At 74.7% G+C, this 18,725-nt stretch carries 12 protein-coding genes; 7 read left to right on the forward strand and 5 right to left on the reverse strand.

Annotated features, from left to right (window positions below; translation table 11 throughout):
* The first annotated feature begins 178 nt into the window (after nucleotides 1-178).
* The 3 genes from WMF44_RS19870 to WMF44_RS19880 are packed head-to-tail and all read left to right on the forward strand — an operon-like array spanning nucleotide 179 to nucleotide 4,245.
* Entirely contained in the window at nucleotides 179-820 is a 642-nt protein-coding gene (locus WMF44_RS19870; RefSeq protein ID WP_437300690.1) for an RNA polymerase sigma factor, read from the forward strand.
* Nucleotides 821-880: 60 nt separating this feature from the next.
* The gene (locus WMF44_RS19875; RefSeq protein ID WP_437300691.1) at nucleotides 881-1,753 is read left to right on the forward strand and encodes a hypothetical protein; all 873 of its coding nucleotides are present in this window, start codon (nucleotides 881-883) and stop codon (nucleotides 1,751-1,753) included.
* Nucleotides 1,741-4,245 carry a hypothetical protein gene (locus tag WMF44_RS19880; RefSeq protein WP_437300692.1) on the forward strand — a complete coding sequence of 835 codons (2,505 nt, stop codon included), beginning with the start codon at nucleotides 1,741-1,743 and terminating at the stop codon, nucleotides 4,243-4,245. The genes WMF44_RS19875 and WMF44_RS19880 overlap by 13 nt, the downstream gene beginning before the upstream one ends.
* On the opposite strand, the gene WMF44_RS19885 is transcribed toward WMF44_RS19880, so the two are convergent.
* Both WMF44_RS19885 and WMF44_RS19890 read right to left on the reverse strand, forming a co-directional pair.
* Nucleotides 4,246-5,019 carry a sigma factor-like helix-turn-helix DNA-binding protein gene (locus WMF44_RS19885; protein WP_437300693.1) on the reverse strand — a complete coding sequence of 258 codons (774 nt, stop codon included), beginning with the start codon at nucleotides 5,017-5,019 and terminating at the stop codon, nucleotides 4,246-4,248.
* Nucleotides 5,020-5,261: 242 nt separating this feature from the next.
* Complete coding sequence (locus tag WMF44_RS19890; RefSeq protein ID WP_437300694.1) at nucleotides 5,262-5,780, reverse strand: MerR family transcriptional regulator; 519 nt, start codon at nucleotides 5,778-5,780, stop codon at nucleotides 5,262-5,264.
* A 455-nt stretch (nucleotides 5,781-6,235) separates the two neighbouring features.
* Between WMF44_RS19890 and WMF44_RS19895 the strand changes: the two genes are divergently transcribed.
* Genes WMF44_RS19895 through WMF44_RS19905 form a run of 3 tightly spaced genes read left to right on the forward strand, consistent with a single transcriptional unit; the run spans nucleotide 6,236 to nucleotide 10,823 of the window.
* Nucleotides 6,236-7,027 carry an alpha/beta fold hydrolase gene (locus tag WMF44_RS19895; RefSeq protein WP_437300695.1) on the forward strand — a complete coding sequence of 264 codons (792 nt, stop codon included), beginning with the start codon at nucleotides 6,236-6,238 and terminating at the stop codon, nucleotides 7,025-7,027.
* Entirely contained in the window at nucleotides 7,024-9,714 is a 2,691-nt protein-coding gene (locus WMF44_RS19900) for an ABC transporter substrate-binding protein (protein ID WP_437300696.1), read from the forward strand. Before WMF44_RS19895 ends, WMF44_RS19900 begins: the two co-directional genes overlap by 4 nt.
* Complete coding sequence (locus tag WMF44_RS19905; protein ID WP_437300697.1) at nucleotides 9,711-10,823, forward strand: ABC transporter permease; 1,113 nt, start codon at nucleotides 9,711-9,713, stop codon at nucleotides 10,821-10,823. The genes WMF44_RS19900 and WMF44_RS19905 overlap by 4 nt, the downstream gene beginning before the upstream one ends.
* A 15-nt stretch (nucleotides 10,824-10,838) precedes the next feature.
* Here the strand turns inward: WMF44_RS19905 and WMF44_RS19910 are convergent, their stop codons facing one another.
* The 3 genes from WMF44_RS19910 to WMF44_RS19920 all read right to left on the reverse strand — a co-directional run bounded on the left by WMF44_RS19910 (nucleotide 10,839) and on the right by WMF44_RS19920 (nucleotide 17,304).
* On the reverse strand, nucleotides 10,839-13,829 hold the full coding sequence (locus WMF44_RS19910) for a response regulator (RefSeq protein WP_437300698.1): 2,991 nt from the start codon (nucleotides 13,827-13,829) through the stop codon (nucleotides 10,839-10,841).
* A 181-nt stretch (nucleotides 13,830-14,010) separates the two neighbouring features.
* Nucleotides 14,011-15,945 carry a protein kinase domain-containing protein gene (locus tag WMF44_RS19915; protein WP_437300699.1) on the reverse strand — a complete coding sequence of 645 codons (1,935 nt, stop codon included), beginning with the start codon at nucleotides 15,943-15,945 and terminating at the stop codon, nucleotides 14,011-14,013.
* 123 nt (nucleotides 15,946-16,068) lie between these two features.
* Nucleotides 16,069-17,304, reverse strand: a complete 1,236-nt coding sequence (locus WMF44_RS19920) for an SPFH domain-containing protein (protein WP_437300700.1) — start codon at nucleotides 17,302-17,304, stop codon at nucleotides 16,069-16,071.
* Between the two features lie 298 nt (nucleotides 17,305-17,602).
* On the opposite strand from WMF44_RS19920, the gene WMF44_RS19925 reads away from it, so the two are divergent.
* Complete coding sequence (locus WMF44_RS19925) at nucleotides 17,603-18,721, forward strand: hypothetical protein (protein ID WP_437300701.1); 1,119 nt, start codon at nucleotides 17,603-17,605, stop codon at nucleotides 18,719-18,721.
* Nucleotides 18,722-18,725 lie beyond the last annotated feature (4 nt).

The following is an 18,725-nucleotide window of genomic DNA, read 5'->3' on the forward strand; positions in this document are numbered from 1 at the left end:
GACGCGCGCTCGTCGCCCGAGCTCCGCGGCGCCGGAGATCGCGCGCCGCGCCGGCGCTCCGCGGAAGATCACGGAAGATCGCGCGACGACGGCCGCCGCCGGGCGAGGACGCCGCGCAGCGCCGCGACGCCCCCGCGCATCGGTCCTCGCTGGCACGTCGGGTGCACAGGAGCCAGGCATGCCCAACGACTTGCTTCTCTGCGACGACCGACGCTCCGAAGACCTCGGCGAGCTCGCCGAAGGTGCGCTGGTGGAGGCGATGATCGCGGGGGACGAGCGCGCCTGGCGCGCCTTCCACGCTCGCTACGATCGGCTCGTCCACCGCTGCATCAGCGGCGTGATCGCCCGCTTCTCCGCTGTGGTCGCGCAGGACGACATCCGCGACATCCACGCGACGCTGCTCGTGCAGCTGCTCTCGAACGACATGCGCAAGCTGAGGACCTTCGACGCAGGCCGCGGCGCGCGGCTGAGCTCCTGGATCGGCACGCTCGCCGTCCACTGCGCGTACGACCATCTGCGCTCGAGGAGGCGCGCGCCGCGCTGTGCCCCGCTCGACGACGCGGCGGTCGAGCTGCCCTGCGAGCGCCCCTCGCCGCAGGAGCAGGCCGAGCGCCGCGAGCGCGCCGCGATCGTGGGGCGGGTGCTCCACGCCTTCTCCAGCAAGGACCGCGAGTTCGTCGCGCTCTACTTCGCCGAGGGCCTGCCCCCGGAGCAGATCGCGGCGCGGATGGGGATCAGCGTGAAGACGGTGTACTCGAAGCGCCACAAGATCCAGAGCCGCCTGGAGGCGATGCTGTCCAGCGTCAGCCTCGCGGCGTGACGTTTCCCTCCCGCGAAGGGGGCTCGGCGGCCGTCGGCCCTGTGGTATGAGCCGGGGAGGATGGCTCGCCCGCCCCGCACCTCCTCCGCGCTCCCGCTCATCGCGGCCGCCGCCCCGCTGCTCGGCGCGTGCGGCGGCGGCGGCGGAGACGCCCCCGCGATCCCCCTCGCCGACGAGCGCGGCGGCGGCGCGCGCGTCGCCGAGATCGTCGGCGACGCCGGGTGGCTCGACCCGGAGGACGAAGAGAGCCGGCGCTGCGCCGCGCCGCCCGCTCGCCGCGCCCACGTCACCGGCGCCACCCTCGTCGCCATCGACAGCTTCGACGAGACCGGCGAGGGCGCGCGCGGCAACCACTACGTGCAAGACAGCGCCGACGAGCCGGTCCCCTACTCGGGGATGACGGTCTTCCAGCCCGCGTTCGACCCGCCGGATCTGCGGCTCATCCCGGGCGACGTCGTCGACGTGCTCGGCGAGCTCACCGAGTTCCTCGGCCCCTCCGCCGGCCGCTTCGGCGGATGCCGCACCTTGCCCGAGCTCGGCGGGACCATGAGCTTCCGCTTCGAGGACCGCCCCGCCGTCCCGATCCGCGTGCCGCTCGACGACCTGAGGGGCTACGCGTCGGCGCGCCCGTACATCGGCATGCTCGTGCGGATCGAGGGCGTCAGGATCGCCGGCGCCCCCTCGAGCCGCGACGGCCGCTACGCGGCGTCGATCGACGTCGGGGCCGGCGTGCGCCCCGCCGACGTCCCGCGCCTCTCGAACGAGCTCTACGATCTCGAGCGCGAGGGGCCGCCGCTCGCGGACGGCGCCTCCTTCCGGTCCGTCACCGGCGTGCTCACCTACTTCTACGGCTTCAAGATCGCCCCGCGTTGCCCGGCCGATTTCCAGCTGGAAGGCGCGCCCCTGCCCTCCGACGACGCATGCGCTCCCTGAGGCCCGCGCTCCTCTCGCCGCTCGTCCTGCTCGCGGCCTGCCAGGGCGCGGCCCCCGGCGGCCCGTCGGCGCCGGGGCACGCCCTCGCCTCGACGCCCGAGGGCAGCGTCGGGCGCATCGAGGTGCGCCACCTCGACGCCCGGCCGCGGCTCGCGCTCGTCTCGCGCGACGGCGATCCCGCGCCCGCGCTCGTCGTCTCGGTCGCGACCGATCTCGGCTCGGTCGCGACGACGGCGCTCGCCAGCGTGGTCGAGGCGCGCCTGCTCGCCGCCGGCTTCGACGTGGACGCGCGCATCGACCGCGGCGCCTTCCGCGTGCGCCTGCTCGTCAGGGACGCGGCGCGCGTCGCGCCGTTCCTGCGCGCGCTGTCGGCGGCGTTCGCGCAGCCCATCGCGGCGGGCAGCCCGGAGGTCGCCCGGGCCGCGGAGCGGACGCAGGCGCTCCGATCGAGCCCGCTCGACGCGCCGGAGCTCTCGCCGATCGCGGCCTGCACCGGCCAGCTGGGCCTCGCGGGCGCCGAGCCCGTCGTCGATCTGGCGACGCCCGCGGGCGCGCGGGAGCTCGAGGGGTGGCGCGCCGCGGCGCTTCACGCCGGGCGCACCTCGATCGCCGCCGTCGGCCCGGCCGCGTTCTGCGAGGAGGCGGCGCGCGCGGCGGAGGACATCGACGCCTGGCCGGCGGGCGGCCCGCCCGCGGACCCCTGGCCGGCGGCGGACACGGTCGGCGTGTACACGACGAACCAGCTCGGGCGGCGCGCCGCCCGGGTGACCGTGGCCGCGCGCGTCGCGAGCCCCCAGGCGGCCGTCGCCGCGGCGGAGCGGCTCGGCGCGCCTGGGTCCCCGCTGCGCGCGCGGCTCTCGGCGCTCCCCTCCCCGTTTCGCGCCGTCGAGGTGCTCGGCGTCGCCCGCCCGCGCGGCGGCTGCGTGAGCGTGACCATCGAGGCCGCCGATCTGCCCACGGCCCCGCCCGTCGAGGCCTCGGCGGCGCTCGCGGCCGCGGTGGCGCGGCAGGAGATCCGCCGCGGCCTCTCGGCGCCGTCGAACCCCGACGTCGCCACGCGTCAGGTCCTCACCGCGCAGGACCCTCGCGACGCCGGCGCGCGCGCCTCGTGGTGGGCGCTCTCGGGGAGCGCCCCGGGCGCGCCGCCGGAGCGGTGGGCGACGGCGCTCGGCCTCCCTCCGAGCGCCGACCCGCCGAAGCCCGCGGCGCCGGGCGAGGCCGGCGCCCGGCGCTTCGAGGCCGAGCTCTCGCGCGCGCTCGCGCCGGGAGCCCAGCCCTCCCTGGAGCGGCGGGCGCTCGTCGAGCGCGGGCAAGGCGAGGTCTGGGTCCTGCTCGGGAGCCCGTGCGGCGTCGCCGAGGAAGGGCTGTACGACGCCGGCGCGACGGCGCTCGCCGCGCTCGCCGCCGTGCAGACCCGGCGGCGCGAGCTCGACGTCACGATCGAGCCGTGGGTCACGGCGGATGCCGTCGGCGTGATCGCGCACGCGCCGTTCCGCGACGAGCGCGAGACCCCGGCCGAGCTCGGGCGCCGCGTGGCGAACGCCGCCGCGCGCACGGTCGCGGCGACCACGCCCGGCCCCGAGGCGCTCACGCTGGCGCGCGCCGCGGCGCTCCAGCACCTGGAGCACCTCTCCGGGGGGCGGGCCGCGGCGCTCGAGGCCTTCGCCTCCGCGATCGCGCCCGACCACCCGTCCTGGATCGAGCCGTTCGGCGTCTGGGACCGGGTGGCGAGCGGCGCGCTCGAGACCGTGCAGCTCCGCTGGCAGGCCCTCGCGACCGGCCCGCTCCGGCTCGCCGTCCTCGCGAACGCCGACGCTTCCCAGGCGGCCGCCGCGGCGGAGGCCGCCGAGCGCTGGCTCGCGCCGCGGCTCACCCCGCGCGGGTGCGGCTCACCGGACGGCGCGGTGGTGCCCCGGCTCGGTCACCACGACGCCCGCCTGCCGGCCGGGGCGGCCCTGTCGCAGGCCGTCGTCGGCGCGCGGCTCCCTGCGGCGCGCGAGGCCTCTCCCACGGCGCGCGAGCTCGCCGAGCTCACGGCCTTCGCCCTCAACGGCGAAGGCGGGCTGCTCGCGGCCGCGCTCTCTCCCGCGGCGAGCACGGCGTCCCCGGCTCCAGCCAGCGCGGCGCCGACGAAGCGGCCGCTCGCGGCCCGCGCGAGCGCGCGCGTCCTCGGCGGGACACGCGCGGCGGCGCTCGCCGTCGAGATCAGGGCGGAGGCCGGCGAGCTGAGCGAGGCGTCGGCCCGCGTGAAGGAGCTCCTCGCCGGCCTGGCGCAGCGGGTGACCGACGCCGATCTCGGCCGCGCCGAGGCCCACCTCGCCCGGCGGGAGCGCGACGCGCTCGCGGAGCCCAGGCGCCGGCTCATCCACCTGTTCAACGGCCGCCCCTCCCGCGCGGCCGCCGCGAAGATCACGCTGGCCGCGTGGCGCGCCTTCCTGGCGGGCGCGCTCGGCGCGGACGCTATGGTGACCGTCGAGGCCCGGCCCGACTGATCACTCCCCGCCATCGAAGTCGCCGGCGTCCTCTAGCTCGGCCGGCCGCCCGGCGCGGGTCGCCTCGGGGCCCTCGTCGTCGGCGTCGCTGTCCGCGCCCGTGGCCTCGTCATCGTTCTCGTCGACCTCGTCCTCGTCCTCGTCGTCCGGCTGGGTCAGCACGGGGAGCCGGCGCTTGCCGACCGGACCCTCGTCGACGTAATCGCGCAGCGCCATCATGTCCTTCAGCGCCTCCAGCTTCGCGAGCGCCTTGACCTCGACCTGGCGGATCCGCTCGCGGGTCAGGTTCATGATCGCCCCGACGTCCTCGAGCGTCGTGCCGCCGCGATCCGCGACGTCGAGCGCGCACGTCTCGTTCATGTCCCAGACCTCGAGATCGGGGAAGTTCAGCTTGATGGCGCCCGTCCTGGCGGAGACGTCGAGATAGAGGTGGTGCTGGCACGAGACGTACGGGCACGGCCTCGGGCCGTCGACGCACTCGGCGCGGGCCCGCGGCTTGTAGTAGTCGGTCTCGGGGTAGAGCATCCGGCCGATCTCGAGCTCGCGCTTGGTCATGCGCTTGACGCTGATCGTCCGCGCCCGGATCTCGCGCTTCCGCCGCGACCTGCGCTGCTCGCGCGTGATGGCGTTCCCCGACTCCGCGGGGTCGGCCTGGAGCGCGAGCGCGCCCTCCACGACAGGCTCCGTCGAGCCCGCTGGGCCGCGATCGCCCTCCGCCGCATCCGCACCGTCCAGGCCGAAGATCTCGAGCTCGCTGTCAGACACCGTCGCCATGCGCTGCCTCCGTTTGGTAGCGTCTCCGCTCTCAAGCGCGCGCGTCTCTCCCCGTACGTCCGAGTCCCAGCTCGAGCGCAGAGGGATCCGCTCCTTAAGCCCGACGTAAAGCCGGATGCCGTCCCTAAAAAATCGCGACGAAACGAGCCGATGCCCGTCCCGTCGATCGCATCAAACCCAGGCGGGGCCGCGCCCGCGGCCCCATGTACTTCACGACGACGAAAGCCCCGCGACTCGGCCCCTCAAGAGGAAGCCGCCTGTTTCGTGAGCCGCGCTTGCGCCATCAAGCGCTCTTCTATCAACGCCAGCTTGGAGACGAGCTCCCGCGCGAGCGACTCCGCGCTCGCGAGGTCCTGGGCGATCGCCCTGCCGCTCGTCTCGCTCCGCCTCTCCTTGGCGGCATCCCTGAGCGCATTGAAGACCTTGGTCATCGTGCGCTCGAGCTCCTCGATATCACCTCTCACGAACAGGAATTCACGCTGGATCTCTTCGATGGTGTAGTCCTGGGCCATCATCTCTTTGATGCGCTGAACCTGGCGGACTACCGTGGCCGGATACATCCCCTGCGAGCCCTGGTGCTTGCCCTTGCGCCCCACCCGCACGCTGCGCGGGAGCAAGCCGAGCTGCACATACTTCCGGAGCGTCGCCTCGCTGAACTTGATGCCATGAGCCGCGAACAGCTCGAGGATATCGCTCGATGTGATCCCCTGGGCGTGCTCCCGCTCGATGCGATCAAGCACCTCCTCAGGGATCCTCTGCACCGGTCCTCCCATCGATTGCCGGAGGCCCTACCCAACCGACGCGGGCGACTCTATTCCACTGAATGGAATACAGTCAATTGACGCGACTACGATTATTGTGTGGCTGTCGCGAGACGCGGTGCTTTGCCGGGGTTCTTGACGTACCTCGGACATTTTTCGTCCGTCGGAGCGACGCGTCGGCCCGCCCGGCTCGACGCGGGTCGGGGGCCGGGATGGGAAAAAAGCGACGCACGGTGCAATGGGTGCGAGCAGGGGGGCGCCCGACACCCAGCGGGGCTCGTGGAGCGGCATGCCCCGTACCCTGACACACATCGGTCCTTTCAGACAAAAGGGCTGATAGTCTCGCCGCCACCATGGCCAAGGCCCTCGCCAGCGAGGGTCGGAGCTCGGCTTCGCCCGCCGCCCCCCGACCCGTCGAACGCGTCATCAGGGACGTCACCGCCCGGGGGGTCAGGATGCGGGTCCTGGTCGCCGGCGCGGGCAACGGCCCGGCGCTCTTGCTGATCCACAGCTTCCTCGTCAGCCACCTGGAGTTCGATGACGTGATCGACACGCTGGCCCAGCGGTTCCACGTCATCGCCCCGGACCTGCCGGGCTTCGGCGAGAGCGAGAAGCCGAGCCCGGCGCGGTACGCTTACGGCATCGAGACGTTCTCCGAGGCCGTGGCCGACCTCATCGCCGCCTTCGGCGTCGGCCGCGCGCACCTCGTCGGCCACGCGATGGGCGCCGCCGTCGCGATCACGCTGGCCGCCAACCACCCGGAGCTCGTGCAGCGGCTCGTCCTGGAGGACGCGCTCTGTTACCCGTTCCCGATGAGCTTCAAGATGAAGCTCCCGCTCCTGCCGGTCGTGGGCGGCATCGTCTTCAAGCAGCTCCACGGCCGCGGCACGTTCCGGTCGTACTTCCGCGACGACGTGTTCCGGGCGGACGCGGCCGTGCCGCTGTCGCGCGTCGACCGGCACTACGATCTCTTCAACGCCCCCTCGGCGCGCGAGAGCGCCCACGCGGTGCTGCGCGCGGTGCTCGACGCGCGCCCCGTCGTCGCGCGCCTCACCCGGATCACGGCGCCGACCCTCGTCGTGTGGGGGCGCGACGATCGCATCTTCCCGGCGGCGAGCGCGCAGCGGCTCGCCCGCGAGATCTCCGGCGCGATGCTCGAGATCATGGACGCCGGGCACTCGCCCCACGAGGAGCGGCCGGGGGAGTTCGTCGCGCTCGTGACGCAGTTCCTCGAAGGGAAGCGGTGACGGCGGCGGCGCGCTGGGCTCGGCTCTCGCGCGGCGCGGCGCGAGCGGCCGGGCGCGCGGGGCGCGCCGTCCTCGGCGAGGACGCGGCGCGGCGGTTCCTCGCGGACCGCTCGGCGCTGCTCGGCCTCGGGATCGTCGCGCTGCTCTCGCTGTTCGCCGCGGTGGGGCCGGCCGTCATCCCCCACGACCCGAACGCGAGCGACTTCACCCTGGCCCGCGACGCCTCCGGCGCGCCGCCCGGGCCGTCGGCCGCCCACTGGCTCGGGACGGACCCGCTCTTCCGCGACCTGCTCGCGCGCCTCGCGCACGGCGCGCGGCTCTCGCTCGCCGTCGCGCTCTCGTCCACGGCCCTCGCCACGGGGCTCGGCGCGCTCGTCGGCGTCACGGCCGGCATGGCCGCCGGCACGCGGGCGGACGCGCTCGACGGCGCGCTCATGCGGCTCGTCGACGTGATCCTCGCCCTGCCGTACCTCCTGTTCGTGACCGCGATCGGCGTCGCCGTGGGGCGCGCGGACGTGGGGACGATCCTGCTCGTGCTCGGCCTCACGGGGTGGACCGGGGCGGCGCGGGTCGTCCGGGCCAAGACGGCGGAGCTCGCGCAGCGCGATTTCGTGGCCTCGGCGCGCGCGCTCGGCGCGGGGCCGCTGCACATCGTCCGGCGGCACGTCCTGCCGAACGTGGGCGGGACGCTGCTCGCGCTCGCGACCATCAGCGCCGGGCAGATGATCCTCGCCGAGGCCGCCCTCGGCTACCTGGGCGTCGGCGCGCAGCCGCCGACCGCGACCTGGGGCCGCATGCTGCACGAGGCCGAGCCGTACCTCGGGGTAAGGCCGCTCCTTGTGGCCGCGCCGGGCTTCGCCATCGTGCTCGCCGTGCTCGGCTTCCACCGCGCGAGCGAGGGGCTCCGCGACGCGCTCGATCCGGCCGGCGCGTCGCTCCCGCGCGGCCGTCGCCTGCCGGTCGATCTGCTCGTCGCGGGCGCGGCGCTGCTCCTGCTCTCGGGCGGCTCGGCGGGCGGCGTCCGCGCGCCCCTCGGCGGCGAGCCGGCGCCCGGCGCGCCCGTGCGCGGCGGGACGCTGCGCCTCGCGACGACGGTCAACGCGCGCGCGCTCGATCCGGCGATCGCCTACGACGAGCTCTCGAGCACCGTCGCGGAGCTCGTCTTCGCCCGCCTCGTCACGTGGGACCAGGGCGGCCGCATCACGCCCGATCTCGCGCGCGCGATCGAGGTGGAGCGCGGCGGGCGGACGTACGTCTTCACGCTGCGCGAGGGCGTGCGGTTCCACGACGGCGCGGAGCTCCGCGCCGCCGACGTGAAGCGGTCGATCGAGCGGACGCTCCACCCGAGGACGCCGAGCCCGGGCGCGAGCCAGTACGACATGATCGAGGGCTTCGCCGCGTACCACGCGGGCGCGGCGCCGCACCTCGCCGGCGTGCGGGTGCTCGGCGATCACGCCGTCGCGATCGATCTGCGCGCGCCGGACGCGACGTTCCTGCCCCTCATGACGCTCGCGTTCATGGCGCCGGTGTGCCCCTCGTCCGGGGCCGAGGTCGACGCGGCGAGCCCGCCGCCGCCGTGCGGCGCCGGCCCGTTCCGCGTCGCGCGGTGGGACCAGGACGGGAGCATCGGGCTCGCCCGCCACGAGGGGTACTTCCGCCCGGGCCTGCCGTACCTCGACGCCATCGCGTGGCAGACCGGCGTGCGCGCGACGACCCAGCGCTACAAGTTCGAGGAGGGCGAGCTCGACGTCCTGCGCGATCTGACCGCGATCGACGCGGCGGCCTACCGCGCCGCGCCCGGGTGGGAGGGGCAGAGGCGCTGGGTGACGCGGGACAGGACCAACGCCGTCTTCCTCAACACCGAGCTCGCGCCGTTCGACAAGCTCGCCGTCCGGCGCGCCGTCGCGTTCGCCCTCGACCCGACCGTGCTCGAGAAGGTGCGCCCCGATCTGCTCGCGCTCGACCGGGTGCTGCCGCCGTCGATCCCGGGCCCCCCGCGCGACGCGCCGATGCGGCAGCACGACCTCCCGCGGGCGCTCGAGCAGATGGCCGCGGCCGGCTACCCGTACGACCCGGCGACCGGGAGGGGCGGCTACCCGGGCGTCATCGACTACATCGCGGTCCCGGACACGCTGGAGCAGGCGATCGGCGAGATCGTCCAGCAGCAGCTCGCCAGGATCGGCCTCCGCGTCCGCCTGCGGCTCGTCAGCTGGGCGACCTACCTCGCCGAGGCCTCGCGGCGCCGCGCCGTCCCCATGGGCTGGGTCGGGTGGCAGGCCGATTTCCCCGACCCGGCGAGCGTCTTCGAGCCGACGCTCTCCACGCGCGCCATCCGCGACGAGGGCTCGCAGAACTACGCCTTCTTCAGCGACGAGGAGCTCGATCGCACGCTCGACGCCGCCCACGCCGAGCAGGATCGCGCGCGGCGCCTCGCGCTGTACGACCGCGCCGAGCGCATCGTCCGCGATCGCGCGCCGTGGGTGCCCACGTACACGGCGCGGCAGCTCGAGCTCTGGCACCCCTACGTGCGCGGCCACGAGGGCGCCGCCGCGCTCACGTCGCGCTTGCACGAGGTCTGGCTCGACCCGTCGGCGCGGCCCGGGGCCGGCGGAGGGCCGCGCGCGGCCGCGCCACGAACCGCCACGCCGCTCCGCGCGCTGCTCGCGCGCGCGGTCCTCCCCCGATGAGCACCCCGCCCGCGCGCCGTGCCTCCACGCCCCGCCCGGGCCGCGCCTCCGCGGTGGGCTCCGCGCTCGCGCGCCTGCTCCGGCGCCTCGGCTGGGCCGCGATCGTCATCGCGGGGGTCACCGCCGTCTCGTTCGGGATAACGTACCTCCTCCCGGGAGACGCCGCGCGGATGCTCGTCGGACCGCAGGCCTCGGCGGCGGACCTCGAGCGCGCGCGGGCCATCCACGGGCTCGATCGCCCGGTCCCCGTGCAGTTCGCGCGGTTCGTCCGGCGGCTCGTCCACCTCGGCCCCGCGGGGGGCGGCGACGGCGGCGCCCCTGCCGCCCACGCGGGCGCGCGCGCCGATCCGGAGCACCGCAGCTGCGCGGCGGGGCCGCTCGGCCTGCACGTCGACCTCGGCTACAGCTTCCATTACCGCAAGCCGGTCGTGGATCTGCTCGAGGCGAAGGTGCCGCGCTCCGTCGAGCTCGCGCTGGCCGCCCTGCTGGTGCAGCTCCTGCTCGGCCTCTCGCTCGGGATCGTCGCGGCGGTCCGCCGCGGGACGGCCTGGGAGGACGCGGCGCTCGGCGCCACGTTGCTCGGCGCGAGCGCGCCGACCTTCGTGATCGGCCCCGCGCTCCAGTACGTGCTCGCTTACAAGCTCCGGCTCCTGCCGTACGACGGGTACGGCGCCACGGCGGCCGATCACCTGCGCTCCCTCGTCCTGCCGGCGCTGACGCTCGGCGTGTTCGGCAGCGCCCTCTACGCGCGCATCGTCCGCGAGGAGCTCCGGACGCTGCTCCGCCAGGACTTCATCCGCACCGCGCGGGCCAAGGGCGCCTCTCGCCTGCGCGCGCTCGTCGTCCATGCGCTGCGCAACGCGCTCTTGCCGCTCGCCACGCTCGCCGCGCTCGACCTCGGGGCGCTGGCGGGCGGCGCGATCGTCACGGAGAAGCTCTTCCGCTGGCCCGGCGTCGGGAGCATGGCGGTCGAGGCGCTCCAGAACCGGGACGGCCCGCTCATCGTCGGGACGGTGCTCTTCTCCGCGGCCGCCATCGTGCTCGCCACCGTGGCGCTCGACGTGGCGGCCCTGGCCCTCGATCCCCGGCTCAGGTCGCGGTCGCGCTGAGCGCGGACCGCACGCTCACGGCATGCCGGCGAGCGCGCGGCACTCGGCGCCGAGCGAGGACTCGGGCGAGGAGAGCTCGGCGCACTTGCGGAACGAGGCCCGCCCGCCGCGCCCGGCCGCCTGCTCTGCGGCGCCGCGCAGGTGCCACGCCGCGGCGCTCCCCGGGGAAGCGGCCGTGAGCTGCTGCGCGAGCTGCACCGCCTTGCCGGTCTGCCCCGACTCCAGGGCGCGCATCACGCGCGTCGAGAGGGGCCCGCTTTCCTCGCCCGGCGTAGCGGGCGCGGGCGCGGCAGGCGCGGGCGCGGCAGGTGCCGACGCGGGCGGGGCAGCCGAGGGCTCCGGCTCCCGCGTCGGTGCGGCGGCCTGGCCCGCGGTCGCCGCCGCGCTCGGCGGCGCCGCGTGGGTGGTCGGCGCGTGCGAAGCGTGCTCGGAAGGCGCTCCGGCCGGCGCGGGGCTCGCCGCGGCAGGCTTCGCCCGCGCGCTCGCCGAGGCCGGCGCGGTCGGCTGGCTCGCCGGGGCGTCGGCGGGCGGCGCCGCGGAGAGCCCCTCCGCGGCAGCGGCCGCCGCCGCCGGCTCTCCTTCCGGCTCCGACGCGGCCAGAGCCGCTGCGGGCACCGCCGCGGAGTGCTGCCCCGCCGGCCCCTCCTCCGGCAAGGGCGCATGGACCGGCGCCGCTGGCACGGGGCGCCCCGTCTGGCCGACCAGCCACACGCCGGCGGCCCCGAGCGCGAGCGCCGTGACCAGGCCGGCGACGATCCGCGCGATGCGGGCCCGACGCTCCTCGTGGCGGGGCCCGAAGAGCGTGGCCTCGACCGCGCCGGCGGTCGTGTCGGCGTCCTCGGCCGAGGGATGCTCCCGCGCCGCCATCCCCTCCGGCGCGTCCACCCCGCCGCCGAGGAAGAAGCGCTCGCTCTCGCTGATCGGTCCGGGGTCGCCAGGAGGCGCGTCGTCCGGCGCCGCCGCGAGGCTCGCCGCCGGAGCCGCGTCCGGCACCGGCAGCGGCGGCGGGGAGGCATCGATCGGGCGCGCCTCTCCGGCCTTCGCTTCGACGGGCTGGGGCGCCTGCGCACGCTCCGCCGCGCGCGGGAAGGCGACAGGCGGCGGCGCGTCGCTCGGCGGGCGGGGGCGCAGCGTGGGGCTCGTCGACGCCGCCGCGGTGCGCTCCTCGCCAGCGGGCGACGCGACGCCCGCTGCCGCCGCAAGCGCCGGCGCGGGCGGCGCCGCGGGCTCGGGCAGCGCCGCCGCGGGCGCCTCGGGCGCCGCTGCGGGCGCCTCGGGAGGCGTGGAGCGAACGCGCTGCTCGGCGGGAGCGGCCGCGGCCGCGGGCCTGTCGCTCCTCGTGGATCGCTGCTTCTGCGCGAAGCTGCGCGGCGTCACGAGCGGTCGCGTGAGCGGGGCCTCATCGCTGCTCGCGAGCGTGGTGTCCTTGTCGAGATCGACCTCGGCGCGCGGCCGCGTGACCCGGGCGGCCTCGGCAGGCGATGCGGCGTTCCTCGGTGGCTCCGACGGCGCGCGGCCGCCCGCCGCGACGGGGCGCGCCACCGCGTTCCCCGGCGGCTCCGACGGCGCGCGGCCCCCTGTCGCGCCGGCGCGCGCTGCCGCGGCCGACACGATGCTCCGCGGCGGCTCCGACGGCGCGCGGCCACCCGCCGCGCCGGAGCGCGCCGTCGCGGCCGACACGGCGCTCCGCGGCGGCTCCGACGGCGCGGAGCGCGCCGCGGCGGCGCTCGCGCTGGCCGCTCGGCCGACCGCCCCTGGCCCGTGCACCGCGCTGCGGGTCGTCACGGGGCGCCCGGGGGACTCCGCGTCGGGGTCCCCCGCCGGCGCGTGCAGCTCGTGACCGGGCCGGGAGCGCGGGAGCACCGCGGGAGAGACCCGGTTCGAGAGCGGCGCCGGGACCACGGCGGCGTCCTCGAGGTCGTCGGAGCCGGCGTTCCCCGGGCCCCCCTCGGGGTAGTTGGAGCGCCGCGCGCTCGACGGCGACGAGAGCGGCGAGAACTCGTCGTGGAACGCCGCCTCCGGCTCGCTCGGCACCACGTCGTCGGGCGGGAGCGCGGCGGCGGGCACCAGCAGCCCCTCGAAGTAGAGCTTCGAGATGGTCGAGAGCGTCGAGAGATCCTCGAACGGGGACGCGTCGACCACCTGCATCAGCGTGCGCTTGCCGTCGAACAGGCGCAGGATCCCGTTCAGCTCGTCCGGGATCTCGTTCAGCCGCTCCAGCAGCTCCTCGCTGTCGACCTCGAAGACGGTCGCGAGCGACGGCAGCGCCTCGAGGAGCCGGCCCCACTCGTCGACGCGGCGCATGCCCTCCATGAGGAGGCCCTGCGTCGACGTCTCGATCCCGTCGGGGTTGTCGACCTTGCAGAACTCGACTTCGAACGTCCCCTCGTTCCACAGGAGCGCGCGGTAGACGGCCTCCTCGCCGCAGAGCCGGCCGAGCGTCGCGTCGACGACCTTGCCCTCGCGGAAGTAGACCTGCGCCTCGTTGTCCGCGTGCGACAGGTGGACGATCCCGCTCTTCCGGCTCACCTCGAACGTCTGCAGCAGATCCACGACGTTCATGTCGAGGATCGACCCGGAGAACCTGGTCCGCCCCGTCGTCGAGAAGTGGCGCGTCGTGATCCCCTCGCGCGTCCGCCGCGCGAGGAGCAGCGTCACGCGCGCGATGAGCTCGCGCACGAAGATCGGCTTGGTCAGGTAGTCCTCGACGCCGAGCTCCAGCCCGCGGATCTTGTCCTCGATGGACCGCTGGCTCGTGAGGAAGACGACCGGGATCGAGGCCCAGTCGGCGTGCTCCTTCATCTTGCGGACGAGGGCATAGCCGTCCACGTTGGGGAGGCGCGTGTCGCTGAGGACGAGGTCCGGCGTGGAGACCTCGAGCTTCGCGAGAGCGTCCGCTCCGTCCTTCGCGGTGGTCACGCTGTAACCGGCCTTTTTCAGGCTGACCTCGAGGACCCGAACGCTGCGCGGATCCGCGTCGACCAGGAGGAGCTGTTGCTTGGCCACTAGAGGTTTCCGCCTCGCGAAGGATGGCGAGCCCGAACGGACGCTGTCAAGCGCTCCGCCCTGAGCGTCGCCGCTGCCGTCGATCGCTTGTCCCGCGGCCGCGGGCCCGGCGATCGACGTCGTCCATCGTGCACACAGGACGGCTGGGAAGGCCAGGTTTCGTCGCGCGCCGATCGGGCGATCAGCGCTTCCAGGGATCGACGATATCGCCGGTGGCTTGCGGCCTTACCATGGAGGCCGTGGGCGCCGCGGTCGCCGGCGGACGGGCCGCCGCCGCGGTCGGCTTCGGCGGGATCGGGGCGGCTGTGCCCTGGGTGCGGGGCGGCTCCTGCGCGGTCGGCGCGGGCGCCGCCGTCGCGGCCGCGGGCGCGGCGGGCGGCTCGTCGATCACCCTGGCGAGCGCCGTCTCCGCCGGGAGGGCGCCGCCGGGAGCGTCGGCGGCGGCGGCCTCGGGCGCCGAGGCGCGCAAGGCGCGGACGCCGAGGGCGATGACGATGGGAACGAGGACGGCCGCGAGCGCGATCGCCACGCGCGCGGCCATCGAGAGCGGCTCGGACGGCTCCGCGGGCGCCTGGACCGGGGCGAGCATCTCCTCGCTCGCGCGCGGCCGCATCGACTCGGTCGCGCGCGGCCGCATCGACTCGGTCGCGCGCGGCCGTATCGACTCGTGGCGAGGCAGCTCGCCCGGGGGCGCGACGGAGGTCACGCGGCCCGGCGGAGCGAGGGCGAGCTCAATGGCCTCGACGAGGTCGGCCATCGAGGAGAAGCGCTCCTCGGGGTTCTTCGCGAGGCAGCGCATGACGATCGGGCCGAACGCGCCGAGCGCTGTGGCGTCGGGCATCACCTGCTCGAGCGGCTCGGGCGACATGTACATGTGCTTGGTCAGCACGCCCATGTACGTGTCCGCCTCGAAGGGGACGCGCCCCGCGAAGCACTCGTACATGAGGACGCCGAGCGCATAGATGTCGGCGCGGGCGTCGATGCGCTTCCCCTCCGCCTGCTCCGGGCTCATGTAGTGCGGCGTCCCGAACACCATGCCGATGCGCGTGAGCCGCTTGCCGCCGGTCACCTTCGCGACGCCGAAATCGAGCAGCTTGACGAACTCCTGATCGCCGTTGCGGACGAGGTACACGTTGTCGGGCTTCAGGTCGCGGTGGATGACGCCCGCGGAGTGCGCGGCCCCGAGCGCGGCGGCGCACTGGAGCATGATCTGCCCGATCCTGTCGGCCGGCAGCGTCTTCTCGGTGCGCAGCAGCGACGCGAGGGAGGTCCCGGAGAGGAACTCCATGACGAAGAACGGCAGCTCCGCCTGCCCCGTCTCGACCTCGATCGCGCCGAAGTCGCTCACCGCGACGATGTTGGGGTGGCCGATCGCCGCGGCCGCCTTGGCCTCCTGGATGAAGCGGGCGACGAGCTCGGCGTCCTGCGCGATGTCGCGTCGGAGCACCTTCAGGGCGAAGAGGCGGCCGAGCGACTTGTGGCGCACCTCGTACACCGTCCCCATCCCCCCTTCACCCACGACCGCCTGCACCTCGTAGCGGCCGTCGATGGTGCGCCCGAGCATCGGATCGGCCGATGGATTCCAGTCGGGCGCGTCGGCGAGCGGATCGCCGTCGAACGGGCAGAAGCGGGAGTCGCCGGAGAAGGTCTGCTTGCAGGTCGGGCAGCGCCGCGCGCGCGGGGTCTGCTTCGCCTTCCCCCGGCGCGCCGGCCCGTCGAAGCGCGCCGGCAGGGGTGGGAGCGCCGGCAGCGGCGGGAGCGCCGGGCGCGCGCCGACGTGCGCTGGCAGTGCATCCGCGCGCGGCGGCACGTCGCTGCGGAACGGCAACTCGCTGCGCAGCGGCGCGTCGCTGCGCGCTTGCGGCACCTCGCTGCGCGCTTGCGGCACCTCGCTGCGCGCTTGCGGCGCGTCGCTGCGCGCCGGCGGCACCTCGCTGTGCGCCGGCGGCACCTCGCTGCGCGCCGGCGGCACATCGCTGCGCGCCGGAGGCTGAGCAAATGATTCGTCTCCGTGCAGCCGCGGGATGTCTTCCCGATGGAACAGCTCGGCAGCCTCGGACTCGCCGGCGGTCATCTCGGGCTGAGCATCCCCGGCCATGCGGAGCGTCACTGGCACCCCATCGAGTCTAGCCGAAAGCGCGCTCAGTGGTTCGGATCAGATGGCGCCAGTTTGGCGACCGCGGTGGAGCGCCCCCCCGCGGGTCGCCGCGCGCGGCGGCCGGCGCCGCCTGGTAAGGACTCAGATCTCTTCCAGAATCTTCGCCTTGCGGGCCTGGAACTCCTCGTCGGTGATGAGCCCCTTGCTCTTGAGCTCCCCGAGGCGCTCCAGGCGCTGCTCGATCGACGGCGCTGCAGCCGGGGCAGCCTGCGGCGCACCCGGGTAGCCCTGCGGCGCGCCCGGATAGCCCTGCGGCGCACCCGGGTAACCCTGCGGCGCACCCGGGTAGCCCTGCGGCGCACCCGGCTGCTGCATGTGCGGCGGCACGAACTGGGGCTGGCCCTGCGCGGCGAGCGCGGGGTTCATCGCCTGCGCCAGGCCGGCGCCGATCGCCACCTGGGCGCCCAGCCCCGCGACGCCGCTGCCGTCGCCGCCCTGCGCCATGCCCTGGCCGGCGCCCATCATCGCCTGGCCGGCGGCGTAGTTCTGCCAGTTGCCCGCCAGCTGCTGCACGTACCGCGCGTCCTGCTGGAACCGCTGATCGAGCTCGAACTGCTTCGCGCGGGCGGCGTCCTGCGCGATGCCGATGCCGCGGCGCGCATCGCCGCGCTCCTTGTTCGCCTCGCGGAGGAGCTTCTGCTCCTCGGCCGAGAAGTTGATGTTGAAGTTGCCGATCTCGAGGATCTTGCAGCCGATCTCCTCGAGGTTCGGCGCGGACTGCACGATGCGGGCGCCGAGCTCCATGCTCATGCCGCCGAGGTTGAGCAGGCTCTTCTGCTGCTGCGCGCAGACCTGGCCGATCACGGTCTTCACGCTCATGAAGAACTTGCCCTTGATCCAGCTCAGGACGACGTCGTTGTCGCCGCTGCCGCCGCACTGCCCGTGGTACCCGACGACGAACCGCACCGGATCGACCACCACCAGCGAGAACTCACCGAAGATGCGCGGCGTCACGAACTCGTAGAGGACGGGGTCCTCCATCGACTCCAGCGGCCCGCCGAACGGCACGCCGCGGACCGGCTGCGTCTTGACGAAGAAGATCTCGGCGATGAAGACGTCCCCGCCCGTGAACTTGTTGACGAGGTTGTTCAGGAACGGGATGTTCTGGGTCTGGAGGGTGTGGCGCCCTGTGGGCAGGTAACCCATGTACCTGCCGTCCTTGAAGAAGAGGGCACACTCATCGCTGTCGACCGTCAGCTGCGACCAGAAGGGGATGTTCTGGTCCGGGTGCTTGTAAACGATGAGATGCTTCGCCGCGTCCGGGCGCGCGATCATCATCTCGCGGACGCCGCTCTTCACGAAATCGAAAATCCCCATGTCGCGCTCCTCTTCGGTGTGCTGGGTGTGACGGATCTGCCGGTCCCCTGCCCCCCGGGACCTCGGGCTTCATTCCGGCAGACGGCGCGCAGGGCCCGCGCCGTTCGTTCTCCGTTGACGATCGCCGCGCCTTTCAGGCACACAGCGGCCTCAGGATAGTCCGCAGATCGCAGGGCAGCAATGCCCGCCGGGAGGACCGTATGCCCGTTGCTCCGCTTGCTCTCCCAGCTCTGCTAGCTCTGCTTGCTCTGCTCGAGCCGCTGGCGCCACATGGGGCCGCGCTGGCGAGGGCGCCTCGATGACCGCGCCGATCGACGTCGGCGCCCTCTCGGCGCCCGCGCAGAAGCTGGCGCAGCCGGGCGCGCCGCAGAAGCTCAGGGAGATGGCGGCGCGCGGCATCGCCCCCGGGCTGAAGCCGGGCGACGTCGTGACGGTGCTCGTGCTGCTCGCGTCGCGCGAGGACGAGCCGGCCCGCGAGGCCGCGGAGAAGACGCTGGCGGCGCTCCCCGAGCCGCTGCTCCAGGGGGCGCTCGGCGCGGATCTGCAGCCGCCGGTCATCGATCGGCTGGCCCGCGCGTACGCGGACCGCCTCCCGGTCGTCGAGAGGCTCCTCGCGATGCCGGGCGTCGCCGCGGAGACGCTCGAGGAGCTCGCGCGGACCGGGGGCGAGGCGGTGACGGAGCTCATCGCCGTCAACGAGGAGCGGCTGCTCAAGAACCCGCGCGTCATCGAGAAGCTCTACCTCAACAAGAACACGCGGATGTCGACCGCCGACCGCCTCGTCGATCTCGCGTCCCGCAACGGCGTCGAGCTCACGGGCATCCCGGCGTGGCGCGAGGTCAGCGTCGCGATCAAGGACGAGCTCATCGCGGAGCCGTCGCCCGAGCCCACGCCGGACGACGTGCTGTTCAGCGAGACGCAGGCGCTCGCGGAGGCGCTCGCCGCGGACGAGCCGGTCGACACCCACGTCGAGGACGAGGAGGGCAAGGAGGCGATCAAGGAGCAGTACGTCCCGCTCTACAAGCGGCTCGCCGACATGACCATGTCGCAGCGGATCCGGCGGGCGATGCTCGGCTCGCGCGAGGAGCGCATGCTGCTCGTGCGCGACTCGAACCGCCTCGTGGCCAGCGCCGCCGTGCGCAGCCCGCAGATGCAGGAGGAGGAGGTCGTCCTCATCAGCCGCAACCGGAACATCTCGGACGAGGTGCTGCGGATCATCTCGACGACGCCCGAGTGGCTGAAGAGCTACACGGTGAAGCGGAACCTCGTCGAGAACCCGAGGACGCCGGTGCTCGTCGCGACGCGGCTGGTCCAGCACCTGCGCGAGTCCGATCTCCGGGGCATCGCGAAGAGCAAGAACGTGACGTCGCCGGTGAAGGACGCCGCGAGGCGGCACCTCGAGCGGCGCAAGAGCTGAACGG

Origin of the sequence: Sorangium sp. So ce426 (genome assembly GCF_051475585.1) — a bacterium.
GTDB lineage: Bacteria > Myxococcota_A > Polyangia > Polyangiales > Polyangiaceae > Sorangium > Sorangium cellulosum_B.

Excerpts from the sequence above, each read along its gene's own strand:
- WMF44_RS19905 (WP_437300697.1), top strand. The coding sequence starts at position 9,711 with ATGAGCACCCCGCCCGCGCGCCGTGCCTCCACGCCCCGCCCGGGCCGC.
- WMF44_RS19870 (WP_437300690.1), top strand. The coding sequence starts at position 179 with ATGCCCAACGACTTGCTTCTCTGCGACGACCGACGCTCCGAAGACCTC.
- WMF44_RS19925 (WP_437300701.1), top strand. The coding sequence starts at position 17,603 with ATGACCGCGCCGATCGACGTCGGCGCCCTCTCGGCGCCCGCGCAGAAG.
- WMF44_RS19895 (WP_437300695.1), top strand. The coding sequence starts at position 6,236 with ATGCGGGTCCTGGTCGCCGGCGCGGGCAACGGCCCGGCGCTCTTGCTG.
- WMF44_RS19885 (WP_437300693.1), bottom strand. The coding sequence starts at position 5,019 with ATGGCGACGGTGTCTGACAGCGAGCTCGAGATCTTCGGCCTGGACGGT.
- WMF44_RS19875 (WP_437300691.1), top strand. The coding sequence starts at position 881 with ATGGCTCGCCCGCCCCGCACCTCCTCCGCGCTCCCGCTCATCGCGGCC.
- WMF44_RS19880 (WP_437300692.1), top strand. The coding sequence starts at position 1,741 with ATGCGCTCCCTGAGGCCCGCGCTCCTCTCGCCGCTCGTCCTGCTCGCG.
- WMF44_RS19920 (WP_437300700.1), bottom strand. The coding sequence starts at position 17,304 with ATGGGGATTTTCGATTTCGTGAAGAGCGGCGTCCGCGAGATGATGATC.